Genomic DNA, 17773 nt, shown 5'->3' on the forward strand with positions numbered 1-17773 from the left:
GCCGCTGTCGGCTGGCTGCGCCGGTCCATGCACCCGGACGGCTCGTGGGCCACGACCCCGCTGGACGCGGCCTGGACGATGTACGCGGTACGGGGCCTGGTCGAGGCCGGCTACGGCGACGACGAGCGCCTGGTCGCCTCCCGGGACGCACTGCTGGGCCTGCAACAGCACCGGCCCTTCCTCGCCTTCGGCTGCCCGCCCGGCTTCTGGGGCTGGACCGCCGGGCGCGGCTGGCCCGCCGTGCTGGAGACGGGCGAGATCGTGTCCGTGCTCAGCAGGCTCCCCGGCACCGTGCAGGACGCCGCCGTCGCCGAGGGAGTCGGCTGGCTCACCGACCGGCAGGACTCCCGCGGCTCCTGGGGTCTGTGCGTGCGCAACACCAGGGTCGCGAACAGCGGCCCCTGCCCGACGACGACCGCGCAGGCGCTCGACGCCCTGCTCGACGCCGGGGTGCCGGCCGACGACCGGCGGGTCCGCCGCGCGCTGCGCTGGCTGGGCCGGGCCCAGCTGCCCGGTGGTGGCTTCGAGTCGGTCTGGTACCGCGAGCACACGATGGGCGCCGCCGCGGTGCTGGAGACCTTCGCCCGCTGCGGCCGCGGCGGGGACGGGCCCGCGGTCCGCGCCAGGACCCTGCTGGAGCGCACCCGCAACCCCGACGGGTCCTGGGGCGACAGCCACGGCGCCCCGGGAACCGTGGAGGAGACCGGCTGGGCGGTCGCGGCACTGCTCGCCGCCGGTGCGGCCCCGGCGGAGGTGGAACCGGCCGTGCGGTGGCTGCTGGCGGCCCGCCTGCCGGACGGTGGCTGGCCGGCCGAGCCGGTGCACGAGTACGTCCGCCGGGTCAGCCGCTACGCCAACCCGGGATTCACCCACGGGATGGCGCTGCGCGCGCTCGGCCGCTACCGGAAGGCCCTGACGTGAGCCACGGACACGACGCCGACTGCGACACCGACTACGACACCGAGTACGACACCGAGTACGACGCGGTGGTGTGCGGCGCCGGGGTGGCCGGTCTGTCCGCGGCCTGCGCGCTGGGCAGGCTCGGGCACCGGGTTCTGGTGCTGGAGAAGCGCCCGGAGCCGCAGCAGGTCGCCAAGGGCGAGGTGCTGCAGCCGGGATCCCTCGGCATCCTGCGGGAGTGGGGCGTGGCGGACCGGCTGGAGGCGGCGGGTGCGCTGCGGCTGGAGCACCTGGTCGCCCGGGCCGCCGACGGGACGCCCCGGATGCGGCTGGACTACGGGCACCTGCCCACCCCGCAGCCCTGGCTGCTGGCCCACGACTACCCGACGATCCTGCGGGCGCTCGACGACTCCCTGCCCCCTGGCGTCGAGGTGCGGCGCGGGGCGCTGGCCGAGGGCCTGGTCCGGACCGGTGACCGCGTCACCGGCGTCCGGTGCGACGGCACCGCGGTCACGGCCGCGCTGGTCGTCGCCGCCGACGGCGTCTCCTCGCGGCTGCGGCGCGAGGCCGGGCTGACCGCGCCCCGTTCCGACTACCCGCACCGGCTCGCCGCCTTCGAGCTGGCGGGCACCGTCCCGCCGGACTTCTCCGCCTACGTGACCGACGGCGGGCTGCGGCTGCGGTACCCGCTCCCGGGGGGCCGGGTGCGGTTGTACGTCCAGGTCGCCGCGGACGAGCTGCGCGGGCTCGGGCCGGACGGGCTCCGCGCCTGGAGCGGCCGGGTGCTGCGCGGCTGCCCCGGGCTCGACCCGGTGGCCGAGGCGTTCCGCGCGGGCGTCGCGGACCGTCAGGTGCTGCCGGTGTCCCGGGCACTCGCGCCGGCGCTGACGGTGCCGGGGCTGGCCCTGGTCGGGGAGAGCGGACACCTGGTGCACCCGATGGCGGCGCAGGGCATGAACAGCTCGATCGCCGACGCACACACCCTGGCCGCCATGCTCCGGCAGGGCGGCTCGCTGCAGGCCGACGTCGTCGACCACGCGCTGCGCCGCTACGACACCGCACGCCGCCACGACCTGCACCACGTCGGCCGGACCAGCCACAACGCCGCCCGGATGATCACCGGACGGTCCTGGATCGGGGACCGCGCGCTGACCGGGACCGGTGCCAACGACCGGATCCGGCACGAGGTCATGCACACCATGTCCGGACTCGGGATCCGGCGCCTGACCCCGGTGGACCGCCTGCACCAGATCGGGCTGCTACCCGACCCGCGGGCCGCCCGGCTGCCCGGCTGGGCCCGGACGGTCCGCGGGTCGGGTGCTGCGGCCCGATGACCGCACGGACCTCACGCCCTGGCGTACTCCAGCACGACCAGACCGTTCGCGCCGTCCCGGCGACCCCGGGCGACCAGACCGGCCTCGGCCGCGAGGACGTCGAAGGCCTCCGGTGCCCGCTCCCGGCCGCCCAGCAGGGTCAGCGACTGCAGGTCGAACGACGCGTTGTTCTTCGCGTGTTCCTCCCCGGCCAGCACCTCGACCACCAGCACCCGGCCGTCGGGCGCGACGGCCTCGGCGCAGCGGCGCAGGATCCGGACGGCGTCCTCGTCGGGCCAGTCGGTGAGCACCCGGGACACCAGCAGCACGTCGTAGCCGGTGGGCAGTGGCTCCAGGAAGCTGCCGCCGACGAAGCGGGCCCGCTCGCCCAGCCCGGCCCCGGACAGGAACTCCTCGGCCTCCGGGGCGACCTCCGGCAGGTCGAGCACGGCGCCGTGCAGGTGCGGGTGGGCGGACAGGACCGCGTGGAGCAGCGCCCCGGTGCCGCCGCCGACGTCGAGCACCGAGGAGACCGGCGCCCAGTCGTACCCGGCGGCGACCTCGGGACCGGTCTGCCAGGCGAAGCCGGCCATCGTCGCGCCGAAGAACAGGCGCAGCCGCTCGTCGGCGCGGTAGTCCGCCCAGAACTCACGGCCGTGCACCGCGGGGTAGGCCGAGCGGCCGGTGCGGACCGCGTGCAGCATCCCGCCGTAGGCGAGGTCCATCCGCAGGCCGGGCCCGTCGGCGTCGAGCCAGGCACGCAGCAGTGCGTTGCGGTCGTCCAGCAACGCCTCGGAGACCGGGGTCAGCGCGTACCGGCCCGGCGCGGGCTCGGCGAACAGTCCGGCCGAGACGAGATGGCGGAGCAGCCGGACGAGCGCGTCGGGATCGGCACCGGAGGCCGCGGCGAGCTCACCGGCGTCGGTGCGACCGTCCCGGACCAGCTCCGGCAGCCGCAGGGCGACCGCGGTACGCACCGCGAACGGGGTCGCCAGGTCGACGAGTGCGGCGAGAGCGGCGGTGCCGTCCTGCGTGGTCGGACTGGTCACGGAGTTCCTTTCGACGAACGGGAGGGGAAGTCGGTCCGCCACTGACGATGGCAGTTCGGAGCGGATTCCGACAAGGGTCCGTGACAATTCGACACAGCATTTCCCCGACCGATTCCGCCGGCGCGGTACGGCGGTCGAACAATGCGTACGGAAAGGTTTTCACATGGTTTCGCTCGACGTCCGTCCGGTCTCCGGAGCGCTGGGGGCCGAGGTGCGTGGGCTCGCGCTCGCCGACGTGGACGACGAGGTGTTCGCGCACCTGTACCGGCTCCTGCTCGACCACCTCGTGCTCTTCCTGCCCGACAACGCCGGTCTCGACCCGGCCGACCACGAGGCGTTCGGCAGGCGGCTGGGCCCACTGGAGGTCCACCCGTTCCTGCCGAAGCTGGACGGGCACGACGAGATCGTCGTCCTCGACTCCGACCAGGGGGCGAAGTCCGACGTCTGGCACACCGACGTCACGTTCTCCCAGACCCCGCCGATCGCGTCGGTGCTGCAGATCGTGCAGGGCCCCGAGGTCGGCGGCGACACCATGTGGAGCAACCAGTACCTCGCCTACGAGGCGCTGTCCGCCCCGCTGCGGGAGCTGCTCGACGGGCTCACCGCGCTGCACGTCTTCGAGCACCCGAACGGCTCCTACCGCAGCGAGGCCGAGCATCCGGTCGTCCGGGTGCACCCGGACACCGGGCGGCGCTCGCTGTACGTCAACCGGATGTTCACCCGGCGCATCCCGCAGCTGACCCCGGGGGAGAGCACCGCGGTGCTGACCCACCTCTTCGACGTCTCCGAGAGCCCGCAGCGGGTCTGCCGCTACCGCTGGAGCGAGGGTGGGGTCGCGATCTGGGACAACCGGGCCACCCAGCACTACGCCGTCAACGACTACACCGGCCGCCGGGTCGGCCGCCGCGTCACCGTGCTCGGCGACCACCCGAAGGGCGAGCCGGCGCGCTGGCCGCACCACCAGGCCGCCGGGATGAGCGCGACGGCCGTCAACGACTGACCGGCACGACCGGCACGAACCGACCGGCACCGCAGCAGGGGAGACCGCCATGAGCGAGACGACCACCACGAGCGCCGGGTCCGAGGAGTTCCTCGAGACCTACTGGCGTGACCCGCACACCGCACTGGCCGGGGCCCGCCGGGACTGCCCGGTCCGCGAGGTCACCTTCGAGACCGGCCCGACCTGGCTGGTCACCCGCTACGCCGACGTCCGGGCCGGGCTGGCCGACGAGCGCCTCGCCAAGGACTGGCGGGCGTCGCTGCCGCCCGCCGAGCGCGCCGCGGCACCGCCGGGGCTGCCCGCCCCGATGTCGCACATGCTGACCTCGCTCGACCCGCCGGAGCACACCCGGCTGCGCCGGCTGGTGACCCAGGCGTTCACCGCCCGGCGGATCGCGGCGCTGCGGCCGCGGGTCGAGAAGCTGGCCCACGACCTGCTCGACGCGCTCCCCGCCGACGAGCCGGTCGACCTGGTCGGCCGGTACGCGATCCCGCTGCCGATGGAGGTCATCTGCGAGCTGATCGGGGTCCCCGAGCTGGACCGCGAGGACTTCGCCCACTGGTCGACGGTGCTGATCGACGAGTGCCCCGAGCCGGAGCTGGTCCGGGCGTCGAACCAGATGGCCGACTATCTCGGCGGCCTGGTCGCCGCGCGACGCCGCGACCCCGACGAGGCCCTGCTCTCCGGCCTGATCGCCGCCTCCGAGGACGGCGAGCAGCTCTCCGACATCGAGATCGTCGCGATGGCGATGCTGCTGCTCATGGCCGGGCACGAGACGACGGCGGTGTTCGTGACGAACAGTGTCCGGGTGCTGCTGACCGAGCCGGACGCCCGGCGGCGGCTCGCCTCGCCGGAGACGGCCCCCGCGCTGGTCGAGGAGCTGCTGCGGTGGGCGTCGCCGGCGTTGAACGCCTCGCTGCGTTTCGCGACCGAGGACATGGAGATCGGTGGGACGGCGATCCCGCGCTGCGCGTCGGTGACCCTGTCCACCGGGGCCGCGAACCGTGACCCGAGCCGGTTCGACGACCCGACGCGGCTCGACCCCGACCGGGACACCGCCGGGCACGTCGCCTTCGGCCACGGCATCCACCGCTGCCTCGGCGCGGCGCTGGTGCGGCTGGAGGCCGACGTGGCGCTCACCGCGCTGTTCGGCCGGTTCCCGCAGCTGCGGGCCACCGCGGCGGAGGACGAGCTGACCTTCCGGCGCAGCGTGCACGTCCACGCCCCGCGGACCTTCCCTGTGCTGCTGGGCCCCACCCCCGACCAGGAACAGGAGCGACGAGCGTGACCCCCGTCGTCCACCAGCTGTCCTTCAACGAGAACCACTGGCCCGTCCTGCCCGGGGTGCGCGAGGCGCTGACCGGGTCGCTGGACACGATCGGCCACACCCTCGACGCGTTGTCCGACGGCCTCACCGCCGAGATCGCCCGGCGGCTCGGGGTGCCCGCGGCCCGGGTCGTCGCGGGCGCGGGATCGGGCGCGCTGCTCCAGCAGTTCCTCGCCGCGCACTGCACCCCGGGGACGACGGTCGTGCACACCGCGCCGTCGTTCGCGATGTACCCGCTGCTGATCCGCAACACCGGCGCGACGGCCGTCGCCGTGCCGGACGGCCCCGACGGCAGCGACCTCGCCGGGGTGGCGAAGGCGGTCACCGACGACACCCGTGTCGTGGTGCTCTGCAACCCGGACAACCCCACCGGTGAGGTACTCGGCACCGCGGCGGTGCAGCAGCTGCTCGACGACCTGCCCCCGCACGTCCTGCTGCTCGTCGACGAGGCCTACCGCGAGTTCGCCGACCCGGACGCGGTCGCCGACGTGCTCGGCCTGGCCGCGCACGACGACCGGGTCGTGGTGGTCCGCACCTTCTCCAAGTCGCACGGGCTGCTGGGCCTGCGGGTGGGCTACCTCGTCGCCGCCGAGCGGGTCACCGCACCGATCCGGCCCAGCACGCCGTTCTACCGGGTGCCGACCCTCGGCCAGGCGGCCGCGCTGGCCGCTATGGACGCCGAGGACCGGATGCGCGAGCAGTGCCGTGCGGTGGCCGCCGAACGCGACCGGGTCCGCGACGGACTGCTGGCGCTCGGCTTCGACGTGCCGCCCAGCGGCGGCAACTTCGTGTGGGTCCGCCTCGGCGGGCGCAGCCGAGCGTTCGTGGAACACCTCGCCGCCGCCGGGATCGCGGTCCGCGACCAGGACGGGCTCGGGGTGCGGGTCAGCACCGGCCTTCCCCCGGCGAACGACGCCGTCCTCGCCGCGGCCGCCGGCTTCGACCCCGCTCCGGACGGAACCGCGCCGTGACCACCAGCCCGGGCACCCGGCAGGAGACCGCCGCGCCGGCACCTCGGACGTCGCGGCTGTTCATGCCGTTCTACCTCCTCGCGTTCGCCGGGCTGATGGCGACGACGGCCACCCCGGTGGCGGTGACGCTCGCCCTGCGCGCCCAGCAGCTCTACGGCGAGGAGAAGACCGCCGTCCTCGCCACCACCCTGGCGATCGGCACGGTGTTCGCCTCGGTCGCCCAGCCGCTGGGCGGCTGGCTCAGCGACCGCACCGTCTCCCGCTGGGGCCGTCGCCGGCCGTGGCTGGTGCTGGGCCTGCTGGGTGGGGTCGTGGGCCTGCTGGTGATCGCGCTGGTGCCGGAGCGCTGGGGGATGGTGCTCGGCTGGTCGATCGCGTCGCTGTTCCTCAACCTGGCGTTCTCGGCGCTGTTCGCGGTGCTCGCCGACCAGGTCCCGCCGGATCGGCGCGGCCGGGTCTCCGGCTGGATCGGGGTCGCCTTGCAGGCCGGGTTGAGCGCCGGGACCTGGGGCGCGGTCTGGCTGGGGAACCAGCCGGTCGCGCTGTTCCTCGGCCCGGCCGCGTTCGCGGTGCTGACGACCGCGGCGCTGCTCGTCGTGCTGCCCGACCGGTCGGCCGGACCCGGGACGCGCGCCCCGGCCGGGGGCGTCCCGTGGCGCGAGCGCCTCGCCCAGCTGGCGCGCTACCGCGACTTCGGGTTCGTCTGGGCAGGCCGGTTCCTGCTGCTCACCGGCTACTACATCTTCTTCAACTTCCAGCTCTACACCCTGACCGACCACCTGGGCGTGACCGTCGCGGTCGCGACCTCGGTGGTGGCGCTGAACAGCACGCTCAGCGCCGTGCTGAAGCTCGTGGTGGCCCCGCTGGCCGGCTGGCTGTCCGACCGGCTCGGCAGGCGCCGGGTGCTGGTGGGCTGCTCGGCGGCGCTGTTCGCGGTGTCGATGCTGCTGATCGCGCTGGCGCAGGACGTCACGACGTTCGTGCTGGGCGCCTCGGTCGGGTTCGTCGCCTACGGCGTCTTCCTGGCGGTGGACCTCGCGCTGGCGACCGAGGTGCTCCCGGAGGGCGACGCCCACGGCGGTTTCGGCCTGGGGCTGTACAACGTCGCCGGGACGGTCTCGCAGTCCCTCGCACCGGTGGTCGCGGTCTCGGTGCTGGCTGCTTCCGGCGACAGCTACCCGCTGCTGTACACGGTCGCGGCCGGGCTGGTGGCGGCGGCCGTCGTGACGGTGATGTTCGTCCGGTCGGTGCGCTGAGCGGCCCCGGCGCCGCTCACGGCGCGCGCGGCGCCGGGGGAGACGACCGGTGTCCCGGTAGGGTCCGGCGCCATGAGCGGGCCCACGCAGCACTACGACTGGGGCAACATCTCCGGCGACGCACCGCCGGAGCCGACCCGGCCGGAGCGGCTGCCGGTGCCCGCGCACGTCTCCTCCGACATCGGGCTGCTCGTGCTGCGCCTGGTCGTCGGCGCCTCGTTCGCCGCGGCCGGTGCGCGGAAGCTCTTCGGCGTCGCGGGCGGCATCGGTCTCGACGCGAGCGCCGCCGCACTCGCCGATGCCGGGTTCGTCGCGTTCGCCGGGCCGCTGGCCTGGGTGCTCGCGGTCGGCCAGCTGGTGTTCGGTGTGCTGCTCGTACTGGGACTGCTGACCCCGTTCGCCGCGGCGGGCCTGCTGGCCACGAAGATCGTCGCGGTGACGGTCGCCCTCGTGCCGGTGACCAGCGTGCCGCTGTTCGCCTCGGACGGCGCGAACTCCCTGGAGCTGGACCTGCTGCTCGGCGCCGGGGCCGCGGCGCTGGTGTTCGCCGGGGCCGGGCGGATCGCGCTCGACGCCGGACGCACCTACCAGCGCCGCCCGCTGCCGTGGGCGGTGCTGTCGCTGGTCGTGGGCGTCGCGGTGGCGCTGCTGGTCCTGTTCGTGCTGCGGCGGTGACCGTCCCCGACCAAGCCTGGCTGGGCCCGCTCGCCCGGCGCCGCCGGCGTACGGTCGCGGTCCGCGACCGGACCCCGCTGAGCGGCGGATACGGCTCCGGCGGTGCCGAACGGATCGACCTCGACGACGGCACCGCGGTCGTCCTCAAGCGGACCGGTGCGGTCGAGGCCGCCGCGCTGCGCGCCGTCGCGGTGGTCAACGGCCCCGTGCGGCTCCCGCGGCTGCTCGCCTCCGGCGACGGCTGGGTGCTGCTGGAGCACGTCGACGGGACCCCGCTGCCCGACGACGCCCCCGTCCCCGACGAGGTGTGGCGCACCCTCGCGCTGGTGCACGCGCACTGGCGGCGCAACCGCCCACGCGGCGTCCCCGTCGTCGACGACTCCTGGTGGGCGGCCCGGTGCGGGCACGCCGCCGAGCGCCTGCGCGCCGCCGGGCACGACGGGGCGGGCCTCGTCGCGAGGTGGGCGGACGACGAGCGCGCCCGCACCGCGCTGCGCGTCCTGCCCCGCACCCTGTGCCACGGCGACGCACACCGGGGGAACGTCCTCGTCGGCCCGTCCGGGGCGACGTTGCTGGACTGGGGCAACGCCCGCGTCGCGGCCGGGTCGCTCGACGTGGTGGTGCTCACCGCGCCGCCCGCCGACGGGCCCGCCGACGCACCGGCGGCGCCGGTCCCCGCGGTCTACCGGGACGCGCTCCACGCCGCTCTGGGTGCACCGGACCCGCCCGCGATGGTCGCTGCCGAGACCGCGTGGGCGCGAGCCCAGGCCCACGTGCAGTACCTGTCGTTCGCCGCCGATCACCAGCCGGCGGACCGGGCCACCTCGATGATCGCCGTGGTGACCGCGGCGCTGGACGAGTTCGGCGCGATCGTGGGTGGGTGACGTGGGCGGCCTGTGGGCGGACGTGCGGTCGGCGCGGATGCCGGTGTGGCCGGACAGCGGCCGCCGGGTCTGGCCGCGATGGCCGTTCCTGCCGGCGGCACTGGGCGTGGCGGCCCTGGCCGTCGTCTCCTTCCTGCAGCTCGACGACATTCTGCTGCTCGTGCGGGCGGTCTGTTTCGCGCTCGCCCTGGTGGTGGCCGGAGACCGCCCGGGGTGGGCGCTCGCGGTCACGGTGCTCCTGCAGCTTCCGTGGCCGGGACCCGGCGGTGCACCGCCTCCCTGGATGGTGGACACCCACCTCTCCCAGGCAGCGATCCTGCTCGTCGCGGCGTCGGCGCTGCGGCCGCGGAGCACGGCCGTCCTGGGGGGCCTGATGGCGCTCGCCGCGGCACTCCGGACGGTCGTCTCGCTGGGCTCGGGGCAATGGGCGGGCCCCTGGTGGCAGCTCGCCGTACTCTGGATCGTCTCGATGCTGCTGGCCGCCGCGGTGGGGATCCGGAGCCGGGACCGGTGGTCGGCACTCGCGGACGAGCAGCAGGAACTCCGGAGGCGGGAACTCCGGACGGAGCGGGACCGTATCGGGCGGGAGCTGCACGACGTCGTCGCCCACCACCTGTCGGTCCTGGCGGTGCGCTCGGCCAGCGCGACCCGACGCATCCCGGGCGTCCCCGATGCGGCCGCCGTCGAGTTCGACGAGCTCGCCGCCCTGTCCCGGTCCGCTCTCGCCGACATGCGTCGCCTGGTCGGAGTGCTGCGCGACGACGACCCGGACGACGATCCGCACCGGGCCGGGAACGCGCCCCAGCCCGGCCTGTCCGACCTGCCGGCCCTGGTCGAGGCCACCCGAGGAGTCGGCTGCCCGGTCGCCCTCGAGGTGGACGGTGGCGACCACGTCCCCGACGTCGTTGCCGTCTCGGTACACCGGATCGTGCAGGAGGCGTTGGCCAACGCCGTCCGGCACGCGACGGGCGCCGCGATCGGTGTCCGGGTCACCGCGACGCCCGGCGGACCGGTGTGCGTCGAGGTCACCAACGACCGCCCGCCCGCACCGCCCGTGCCGGCACCCGGGGCGGGGACCGGGCTGCGTGCCATGGCCGAGCGTGCCCGTCTGCTCGGCGGGACGCTGGAGAGCGGTCCGACCGACGACGGCGGGTTCGTCGTCCGGGCGCGTCTGCCGTGGTGAACGACGTGATCAGTGTCGTGGTGGTGGACGACCAGGCCATGGTGCGTGCCGGCTTCGCGGCGTTGCTGGACGCGGAACCGGACATCACCGTCCTCGGCGCGGCGGCCGACGGACGGGAGGCGGTCGCCGTCGTCCGGGACCGTCGTCCCGACGTGGTCCTGATGGACGTCCGGATGCCGGTCCTCGACGGCATCGCGGCCACCCGGGAGCTGCTGGCGGACGCGCGTGACCATCGCCCCCGTGTCGTCGTGTTGACGACCTTCGACGTCGACGACTACGTCTACGAGGCGCTCCGTGCCGGGGCGAGCGGGTTCCTGCTGAAGGACGCCCCGCCGGACGTGCTCGCCACCGCGGTGCGCACGGTCGCCGCCGGCGACGCACTGCTGGCGCCGTCGGTGACCCGACGGATGATCGAGCGGTTCGCGGCCCACCGCCCGCCGTCACGCGCGGAGACCGCACGCCTGGCCGCACTCACCTCCCGTGAACGGGACGTGCTGCGGCTGATCGCCCGCGGCCTGTCGAACCGCGAGATCGCCGCCGACCTGGTCGTCGCGGAGGAGACGGTCAAGTCGCACGTCGGGAGGCTGTTCGCCAAGCTGCACCTGCGCGACCGGGCCCAGGCCGTCGTGGTCGCCTACGAGAGCGGACTGGTCGAACCGGGGCGCTGATCCCCCTGGAGAGCCGGACGGGGTTCCCGCCCCGGGGTGACGCCTCGCCCCCCTCCACCACCGGACCGTGCCGTCATGCTGCTCTCGCGCCACGGACCGGTGCTGCCGCTCGCGTCGTTCGCCGCATCGGTGGGCGTGGTCTTCCTGTTCCTGCACGGGGTCGAGGGAATCGGGCTCCTGTCGACCGGGTGGACGGCCCAGTACCGGATCGACCTCGACGTGTACCGCCAGGCGGCCCAGGCGTGGCGCACGGGGCGGCCGCTCTACACCGAGGTGTTCCCGACCGGCTACGGCGAGTCCCTGCCGTTCGTGTACCCGCCGATCGCGGCGGTGCTGTTCGTCCCACTCGCGTCGGTGCCGATGCCGCTCGCGGCCACGCTGCTGACCGTGGTGTCGGCCGCGCTGGTGCCGGTCGTGGGTGCGGCGATGCAGCGCGCGGTGGGCCGACCGGTCCGGGCGCGCTGGCTCGCAGCGGCGACTCCGGTGGTGCTGCTGACCGACCCGGTCCGGTTGGTGCTGTTCCTCGGCCAGGTCAACATCGTGCTGGTCGGGCTGGTCGCTGCCGGGCTGCTCGCCCGGGGCGCGTTCTGGGACCGGTGGCGCGGGGTGCCGATCGGGCTGGCGGCGGCGGTCAAGCTGACGCCGCTGGTCTTCGTGGTCTGGCTGGTCCTGCGTGGCGACCGCCGGGGGGCCGTCGTCGCGCTGGCCACCTTCGCGACGTCGATCGTGCTCGGTGCGGTGCTCGCTCCGGCGGACTCGGTCGCCTTCTGGCCGGGCCGGCTCAGCGGGGTGGGGATCCCGCTCGATCTCGGCTACGTCGACAACCAGAGCCTGCGCGGGATCCTGGTCCGGTCCGGTGCGACCGGCCCGGTGACAATCGGCCTGTGGTGCATGGCGGCCGCCGCGGTGGGCGCGGCCGCGCTGGTCCTGGCCCGGCGATGCGTACGGGAGGGGTCCCCGCTGGTGGGAGCTGCGGTACTGGCCGTCGCCGGGACGCTGGTCTCACCGATCTCGTGGTCGCATCACTGGGTCTGGGTCCTGGCCCTCGGGCCGGTCCTGGTCGAGCACGCGCGGCGGAGCCGCTCCCGAGCGCTGTGCGGGGTGCTCCTCGCCGGTGTGCCGTTGTTCGCGATCGGGCCCCACTGGCTGGTCCGGAACGGGAGCGGCGGTGTGCCGGACCAGCTGGTCGCCGCCCATCTGCCGCTCTGGGGACTCGCCGTGCTCGTCGCGATCGCGTGGTCCCTGCGCCGGGACACGGTCGCCGAGAGGCACCCCACGGCTGCCCGACGCGCCCGCGGACAGCCCTGAGGTGCCTCTCGGCGAGCGCTCAGTCGCGGGCCTTGGCCGTGCGGCGCAGCCGGGTGTTGACGAACTCGCCCATGCCCCAGCGGCCCAGCTCGCGGCCGAAGCCGGAGCGCTTCACCCCGCCGAAGGGGAGTCCGGGCAGCGTGGTGCCGTGCTCGTTGACGTAGGCCATGCCCACCTCGAGCCGGTCGGCGACCTCCCGGGCGCGGTCGACGTCGGTGCTCCACACCGATCCGCTGAGCCCGAAGTCCACGTCGTTGGCCAGGGTGACGGCCTCGTCGACGGAGTCGACGCCGTACACCACCGCGACCGGGCCGAAGATCTCCTCGGAGTAGGCGTCCATGTCCTTCGTGACGCCGGTCAGGACCGCGGGGCGGAGGAAGGCGCCGTCGCCGTCGACGACGTCGCCGCCGGTGTGCAGGGTGGCGCCCTGCTCCACGGCGCGACGCACCTGCTCGGCGACGCCGTCGCGGGCGGTGACCGAGGACAGCGGGCCGAGCCGGGTGCCGGGGTCGGTCGGGTCGCCCGGTTCGGTCGACTCGAACGTCGAGACCAGCACCGACACGAACTCCTCGACCTTGTCGTTCGGCACGATCATCCGCTTCGGGGAGTTGCAGGCCTGGCCGGCGTTCATCAGGCGGGCCCGGGCGGCGACCTTCGCGGTGCGGGCGATGTCGGCGTCGTCGAGCACGATGAGGGCGTCCGAGCCGCCCAGCTCCAGCACGGCCTTCTTCAGGTTCCGGCCCGCGGTCTCGGCGACCGCGGCACCGGCCCGCTCGCTGCCGGTCAGCGAGATCCCGCGCACCCGCGGGTCGGCGATCATCTCCGCGATCTGGTCGTTGGTCGCGTACACGTTGACGTAGACGTCGGCCGGGACGCCGGCGTCGTGGAAGATCTCGGCCATCACCGCGGCGGAGGCCGCGCAGATCGGGGCGTGCTTGAGGACGATCGTGTTGCCCACCATCAGGTTCGGCGCGACGAAGCGCGCCACCTGGTAGTAGGGGAAGTTCCACGGCATGACGCCGATCAGCGGCCCGACCGGCGCGGTCTGCACCACCGACTCCGCGGCGCCCTGCGGGTCGAGCGTCTCCTGCTCCAGCAGCTCCGGGCCGTGCTCGGCGTACCAGCGGTAGATCGACGCCGCCAGCGCCACCTCGCCCGCGGCCTCCCGGACCGGCTTGCCCATCTCGGTCGCGATCAGGGTGGCGAGCTCGTCACGGCGGGCCTCGTAGGCCTCGGCGACCCGGACCAGGATCTGCGCCCGGTCCGCGACCGGGGTCGAACGCCAGGACGGGAACGCCTCGGTGACCCGGCGCAGGGTGTCACCGACCTCGGCGTCGGTGAGCTCGGGGAACTCGTTCTCGGTCTTCCCGGTGGCGGGGTTGGTCGTGACGTAGGAGGTCATGTACGACGGGTGTCCTTCCTCGGAAACGGGCAAACATCGCAGAGTCATCGCAGGGTCAACGCCCGACGTTGCGCTGCAGGTGCTCCGGGTAGCGCTCGCCCGCGACCGCGGACGCCGGTGCGGCGGCCTCGATCTCGGCGAGCTCCTGCTCGGTCAGCTCCAGCGTCGCCGCCTCGATGTTCTGCTCCAGGTAGGTCCGGCGCTTGGTGCCCGGGATCGGGACGACGTGCTCCCCGCGGCTCTGCACCCAGGCCAGCGCGAGCTGCCCGGCGGTGACCCCACGGCGCTGAGCGACGGCCTTCAGCGCGTCGACGATCGCGAGGTTCGCGGCCAGGTTCTCCTCGGAGAAGCGGGGCAGGCCGCGGCGCATGTCGCCCTCGCCGAACTGGCCGGTCGAGGTGATCGCGCCGGTCAGGAAGCCGCGGCCCAGCGGGGAGAACGGCACGATGCCGACACCGAGCTCCGCGCAGGTGGGCGCGACGGAGCGCTCGATGTCACGGGTCCACAGCGACCACTCCGACTGCACCGCGGCCGGCGGGTGCACCGCGTGCGCGCGGCGCAGGGTGTCCGCGCCGCACTCGGACAGGCCGTAGTGGCGGATCTTCCCCTCCTCGATCAGCCCGACGAGCGCGCCGACGGTCTCCTCGATCGGCGTGTCCGGGTCGACCCGGTGCTGGTAGTACAGGTCGATGTGGTCGACGCGCAGGCGCCGCAGCGACTCCTCGACGCACTGCCGCACGTAGGCGGCGTCGCCCCGGGCGCCCTGGTTGCCGTCCGCGTCGCGGGTGATGCCGAACTTCGTGGCCAGGACCACGCGGTCGCGCCGGTCGGCGATCGCGGCGCCGACGAGCTCCTCGTTGGCGCCGTCGCCGTAGACGTTCGCGGTGTCGAGCAGGGTGACGCCCAGGTCGAGGGCGCGGTGGATCGTCGCGATCGACTCGGCGCGGTCGGAGGTGTCGCCGTAGGCCTGGCTCATGCCCATGCAGCCCAGGCCCTGGGCGGAGACGGTGAGATCGCCGAGTCGACGGATTCCGAGGCCGGTTCCGGTAGCCATGACAATCAACCTAGACGCGAACGGCCCCGGTCCGCAGGGCGCGGACCGGGGCCGTCGTGACGTGCGGATCAGGGGATGCGGCGGACCGCCCCGGTGTCGGCGCTGGTCGCCATGTGGGCGTAGGCGCGCAGCGCCTTCGACACGACGCGCTGCCGGTCGACGGGCTGCCACGGCCGCTCGGAGGACTCCATCTTGGCGCGCCGGTCGGCGAGCACCTCGGGATCGACGAGCAGCTCCAGGGACCGGGCGCGGACGTCGAGCCGGATCCGGTCGCCGTTCTCGACCAGGCCGATCGTGCCGCCGGCGGCCGCCTCGGGGGAGACGTGGCCGACCGAGATGCCCGACGAGCCGCCGGAGAACCGGCCGTCGGTGATCAGGGCGCAGACCCTGCCCAGCCCGGCGCCCTTGAGGAACGCGGTCGGGTGCAGCATCTCCTGCATGCCCGGCCCGCCTGCGGGGCCCTCGTAGCGGATGACCAGCACGTCGCCGGGCTTGATCTCCTTCTTGAGGATCGCCGAGACGGCCTCCTCCTGGCTCTCCAGCACCACGGCCGGGCCCTCGAACTCCCAGATGTCCTCGGGGATGCCCGCGGTCTTGATCACGGCGCCGTCGACCGAGAGGTTGCCGCGCAGCACGGCCAGGCCGCCGTCGGCGGAGTAGGCGTGCTCGATGTCGCGGATGCAGCCGCCCGCGGCGTCGGTGTCGAGGCTCGACCAGCGGTTCTCGGTGGAGAACGCCTGCGTGGTCCGGACCCCGCCCGGCGCGGCGTGGTAGAGCTCGATCGCGGTCTCCGACGGCGCCGACGACCGGATGTCCCACTCGGTGAGCCACTGCTCCAGCGAGGGGGAGTGCACCGCGTGCACCCCGGTGTTGAGCAGCCCGGCCCGCCACAGCTCGCCCAGCAGGGCGGGGATGCCACCGGCCCGGTGGACGTCCTCCATGTGGTAGTCCGAGTTCGGCGCGACCTTGGACAGGCACGGCACCCGCCGGGAGATCGCGTCGATCGCGGCCAGGTCGAAGTCGATCTCGCCCTCCTGGGCGGCGGCCAGGATGTGCAGCACCGTGTTGGTGGAGCCGCCCATCGCGACGTCGAGGGCCATCGCGTTCTCGAACGCCTCGCGGGTGGCGATGTTGCGGGGCAGCGCGGAGGCGTCGTCGTCGCGGTACCAGCGGGTCGCCAGGTCCATCACGGTGCGGCCCGCGTTCAGGAACAGCTCGCGGCGCGCGGCGTGGGTGGCGAGGGTGGAGCCGTTGCCCGGCAGCGAGAGCCCGAGGGCCTCGGTGAGGCAGTTCATCGAGTTCGCGGTGAACATCCCGGAGCAGGACCCGCAGGTCGGGCAGGCCGAGCGCTCGACCTCGGCCAGGCCGGCGTCGTCCACCTCCGACGACGCGGACGCCGAGATCGCGGTGATCAGGTCGGTGGGGGCCTGCGCGACGCCGCCGACGACGACCGCCTTGCCGGCCTCCATCGGCCCGCCGGAGACGAACACGGTCGGGATGTTCAGCCGCATCGCGGCGTTCAGCATGCCCGGCGTGATCTTGTCGCAGTTGGAGATGCAGACCAGGGCGTCGGCCGCGTGGCCGTTGACCATGTACTCCACCGCGTCGGCGATGATCTCGCGGCTGGGCAGCGAGTAGAGCATCCCGCCGTGGCCCATCGCGATGCCGTCGTCGACGGCGATCGTGTTGAACTCCTTGGCGACCCCGCCCGCCTCCTTGATCGCGCCCGCGACGAGGTCACCCATGTCCTTGAGGTGCACGTGGCCGGGCACGAACTGGGTGTAGGAGTTGGCGATCGCGACGATCGGCTTGCCGAAGTCGTCGTCACCCATGCCGGTCGCGCGCCAGAGCGAACGCGCTCCGGCGGCGTTGCGACCGTGGGTGGTGACGCGGGAACGCAGGGCGGGCATCGGTCTTCTCCAGCCGGGTCTTCCGTGGTGGTTCGTGAGGGGACCCCGGTGGGCGCGTCGCGGAGCGTGGGCGCGAGCCGCCCGGGGTGCGGCGCGACGGCGGCGGGGCGGGTCGCGTCCCGTCGGCCGGCGGGCCGATCGCCCGCAACCGTACGCCCCGCGACGGGCGTCGGTGTCGTCAGTGACCCTCGGCCGGGTCCTCCTCCGGCTCGGTCACCGCGGCCGGGTCGGCGAAGCGGCCGCCGCTGGCGACCGAGAGCGCGGGCAGGTCGCGTGCGTGCACCGCGGGCAGGACGAGGTCGTCGTCCTCGCCCAGCACCGCGCTGACCCGCGAGCGCGAGCCGATCCGCAGACCGCGCACGTCGTCCCAGTCCACGGTGCGGGAGGAGAACGCGCTGCGCACGGTCAGTGTCTCCGGGTCCACGGTGGTGCGGACCCGCAGGATCCAGGCGATCGCCGCCACCGGCAGCACGAGCACGACCCAGAACCACGGCAGGCTGAACACCAGTGGCGTCGACCCGACGACCGCGACCAGGATGGCGAAGATGGTCAGCCGGCTCGGCTTGAACACCAGCGCGCGCGAGCCCACGCGAAGCTTGCGGCCCTCGTCGCGGACCCGTGGGGTCCACGCCAGCTCGCTGTCCACCTGCTGGGACGCCGCCGTGGCCCGCGGTGCTGCGGCGGAGGTGGTGTCGGCGGGGACGGCGTGGTCGTCGGTGCTGCTCACAACCCCAGTGTGGCAAACGGGGGCGGGGTGACGGCGGCCCGGACGGGTGGGGTCGTTTGACTCCGTCCGTGGGACGCGTGCTAGCGTCGACGCATGTTCGCCGTTCGAATTCTCGTACTTCTTGGGCGCGTCGTCGCCTGAGTTCG

Annotated in this window: 16 protein-coding genes; 11 read left to right on the forward strand and 5 right to left on the reverse strand. The window is 74.3% G+C overall.

From position 1 onward, the window contains the following. Both KPL57_RS65100 and KPL57_RS65105 read left to right on the forward strand, forming a co-directional pair. Positions 1-921, forward strand: a 921-nt coding sequence (locus tag KPL57_RS65100) for a prenyltransferase/squalene oxidase repeat-containing protein (protein ID WP_308253612.1), incomplete at its 5' end; no start/stop codon positions are given. Continuing rightward, complete coding sequence (locus KPL57_RS65105) at positions 918-2234, forward strand: NAD(P)/FAD-dependent oxidoreductase (protein WP_226359445.1); 1317 nt, start codon at positions 918-920, stop codon at positions 2232-2234. The genes KPL57_RS65100 and KPL57_RS65105, both read left to right, overlap by 4 nt. A gap of 11 nt (positions 2235-2245) precedes the next feature. Here the strand turns inward: KPL57_RS65105 and KPL57_RS65110 are convergent, their stop codons facing one another. Beyond that, on the reverse strand, positions 2246-3262 hold the full coding sequence (locus tag KPL57_RS65110) for a methyltransferase (RefSeq protein WP_075310652.1): 1017 nt from the start codon (positions 3260-3262) through the stop codon (positions 2246-2248). Positions 3263-3425: 163 nt separating this feature from the next. Here KPL57_RS65110 and KPL57_RS65115 point away from each other — a divergent pair, with 163 nt between their 5' ends. The 9 genes from KPL57_RS65115 to KPL57_RS65155 all read left to right on the forward strand — a co-directional run bounded on the left by KPL57_RS65115 (position 3426) and on the right by KPL57_RS65155 (position 12534). After that, positions 3426-4262 carry a TauD/TfdA family dioxygenase gene (locus tag KPL57_RS65115; RefSeq protein WP_226359446.1) on the forward strand — a complete coding sequence of 279 codons (837 nt, stop codon included), beginning with the start codon at positions 3426-3428 and terminating at the stop codon, positions 4260-4262. A gap of 49 nt (positions 4263-4311) precedes the next feature. Next, positions 4312-5550: a cytochrome P450 gene (locus KPL57_RS65120; RefSeq protein ID WP_226359447.1), complete on the forward strand. Its 1239-nt coding sequence runs from the start codon at positions 4312-4314 to the stop codon at positions 5548-5550. Continuing rightward, entirely contained in the window at positions 5547-6560 is a 1014-nt protein-coding gene (locus KPL57_RS65125) for a histidinol-phosphate transaminase (RefSeq protein ID WP_149665807.1), read from the forward strand. The genes KPL57_RS65120 and KPL57_RS65125 overlap by 4 nt, the downstream gene beginning before the upstream one ends. Next, complete coding sequence (locus KPL57_RS65130) at positions 6557-7816, forward strand: MFS transporter (protein ID WP_226359448.1); 1260 nt, start codon at positions 6557-6559, stop codon at positions 7814-7816. Before KPL57_RS65125 ends, KPL57_RS65130 begins: the two co-directional genes overlap by 4 nt. Before the next feature lie 72 nt (positions 7817-7888). After that, positions 7889-8491: a DoxX family protein gene (locus KPL57_RS65135; RefSeq protein WP_226359449.1), complete on the forward strand. Its 603-nt coding sequence runs from the start codon at positions 7889-7891 to the stop codon at positions 8489-8491. After that, a complete protein-coding gene (locus tag KPL57_RS65140) occupies positions 8488-9375 on the forward strand; it encodes an aminoglycoside phosphotransferase family protein (RefSeq protein ID WP_226359450.1) in 888 nt (295 codons plus the stop codon). The genes KPL57_RS65135 and KPL57_RS65140 overlap by 4 nt, the downstream gene beginning before the upstream one ends. Continuing rightward, a complete protein-coding gene (locus KPL57_RS71635; RefSeq protein ID WP_226359451.1) occupies positions 9368-10558 on the forward strand; it encodes a histidine kinase in 1191 nt (396 codons plus the stop codon). The genes KPL57_RS65140 and KPL57_RS71635 overlap by 8 nt, the downstream gene beginning before the upstream one ends. Positions 10559-10563: 5 nt before the next feature. Next, a complete protein-coding gene (locus KPL57_RS65150) occupies positions 10564-11226 on the forward strand; it encodes a response regulator transcription factor (RefSeq protein WP_226359452.1) in 663 nt (220 codons plus the stop codon). A 75-nt stretch (positions 11227-11301) separates the two neighbouring features. Further along, positions 11302-12534 carry a glycosyltransferase 87 family protein gene (locus tag KPL57_RS65155; RefSeq protein ID WP_226359453.1) on the forward strand — a complete coding sequence of 411 codons (1233 nt, stop codon included), beginning with the start codon at positions 11302-11304 and terminating at the stop codon, positions 12532-12534. 19 nt (positions 12535-12553) lie between these two features. On the opposite strand, the gene KPL57_RS65160 is transcribed toward KPL57_RS65155, so the two are convergent. From KPL57_RS65160 to KPL57_RS71640, 4 genes are all read right to left on the reverse strand, one after another. Beyond that, positions 12554-13936: an NAD-dependent succinate-semialdehyde dehydrogenase gene (locus tag KPL57_RS65160; protein ID WP_226359454.1), complete on the reverse strand. Its 1383-nt coding sequence runs from the start codon at positions 13934-13936 to the stop codon at positions 12554-12556. A gap of 55 nt (positions 13937-13991) precedes the next feature. Then, entirely contained in the window at positions 13992-14990 is a 999-nt protein-coding gene (locus KPL57_RS65165; protein ID WP_226359455.1) for an aldo/keto reductase, read from the reverse strand. 68 nt (positions 14991-15058) lie between these two features. Continuing rightward, on the reverse strand, positions 15059-16900 hold the full coding sequence (gene ilvD, locus KPL57_RS65170) for a dihydroxy-acid dehydratase (RefSeq protein ID WP_020627342.1): 1842 nt from the start codon (positions 16898-16900) through the stop codon (positions 15059-15061). Positions 16901-17078: 178 nt separating this feature from the next. Continuing rightward, positions 17079-17627, reverse strand: a complete 549-nt coding sequence (locus tag KPL57_RS71640) for a PH domain-containing protein (protein ID WP_020627341.1) — start codon at positions 17625-17627, stop codon at positions 17079-17081. Between the last annotated feature and the right edge of the window lie 146 nt (positions 17628-17773).

Source organism: Pseudonocardia sp. ICBG601 (assembly GCF_020496245.1).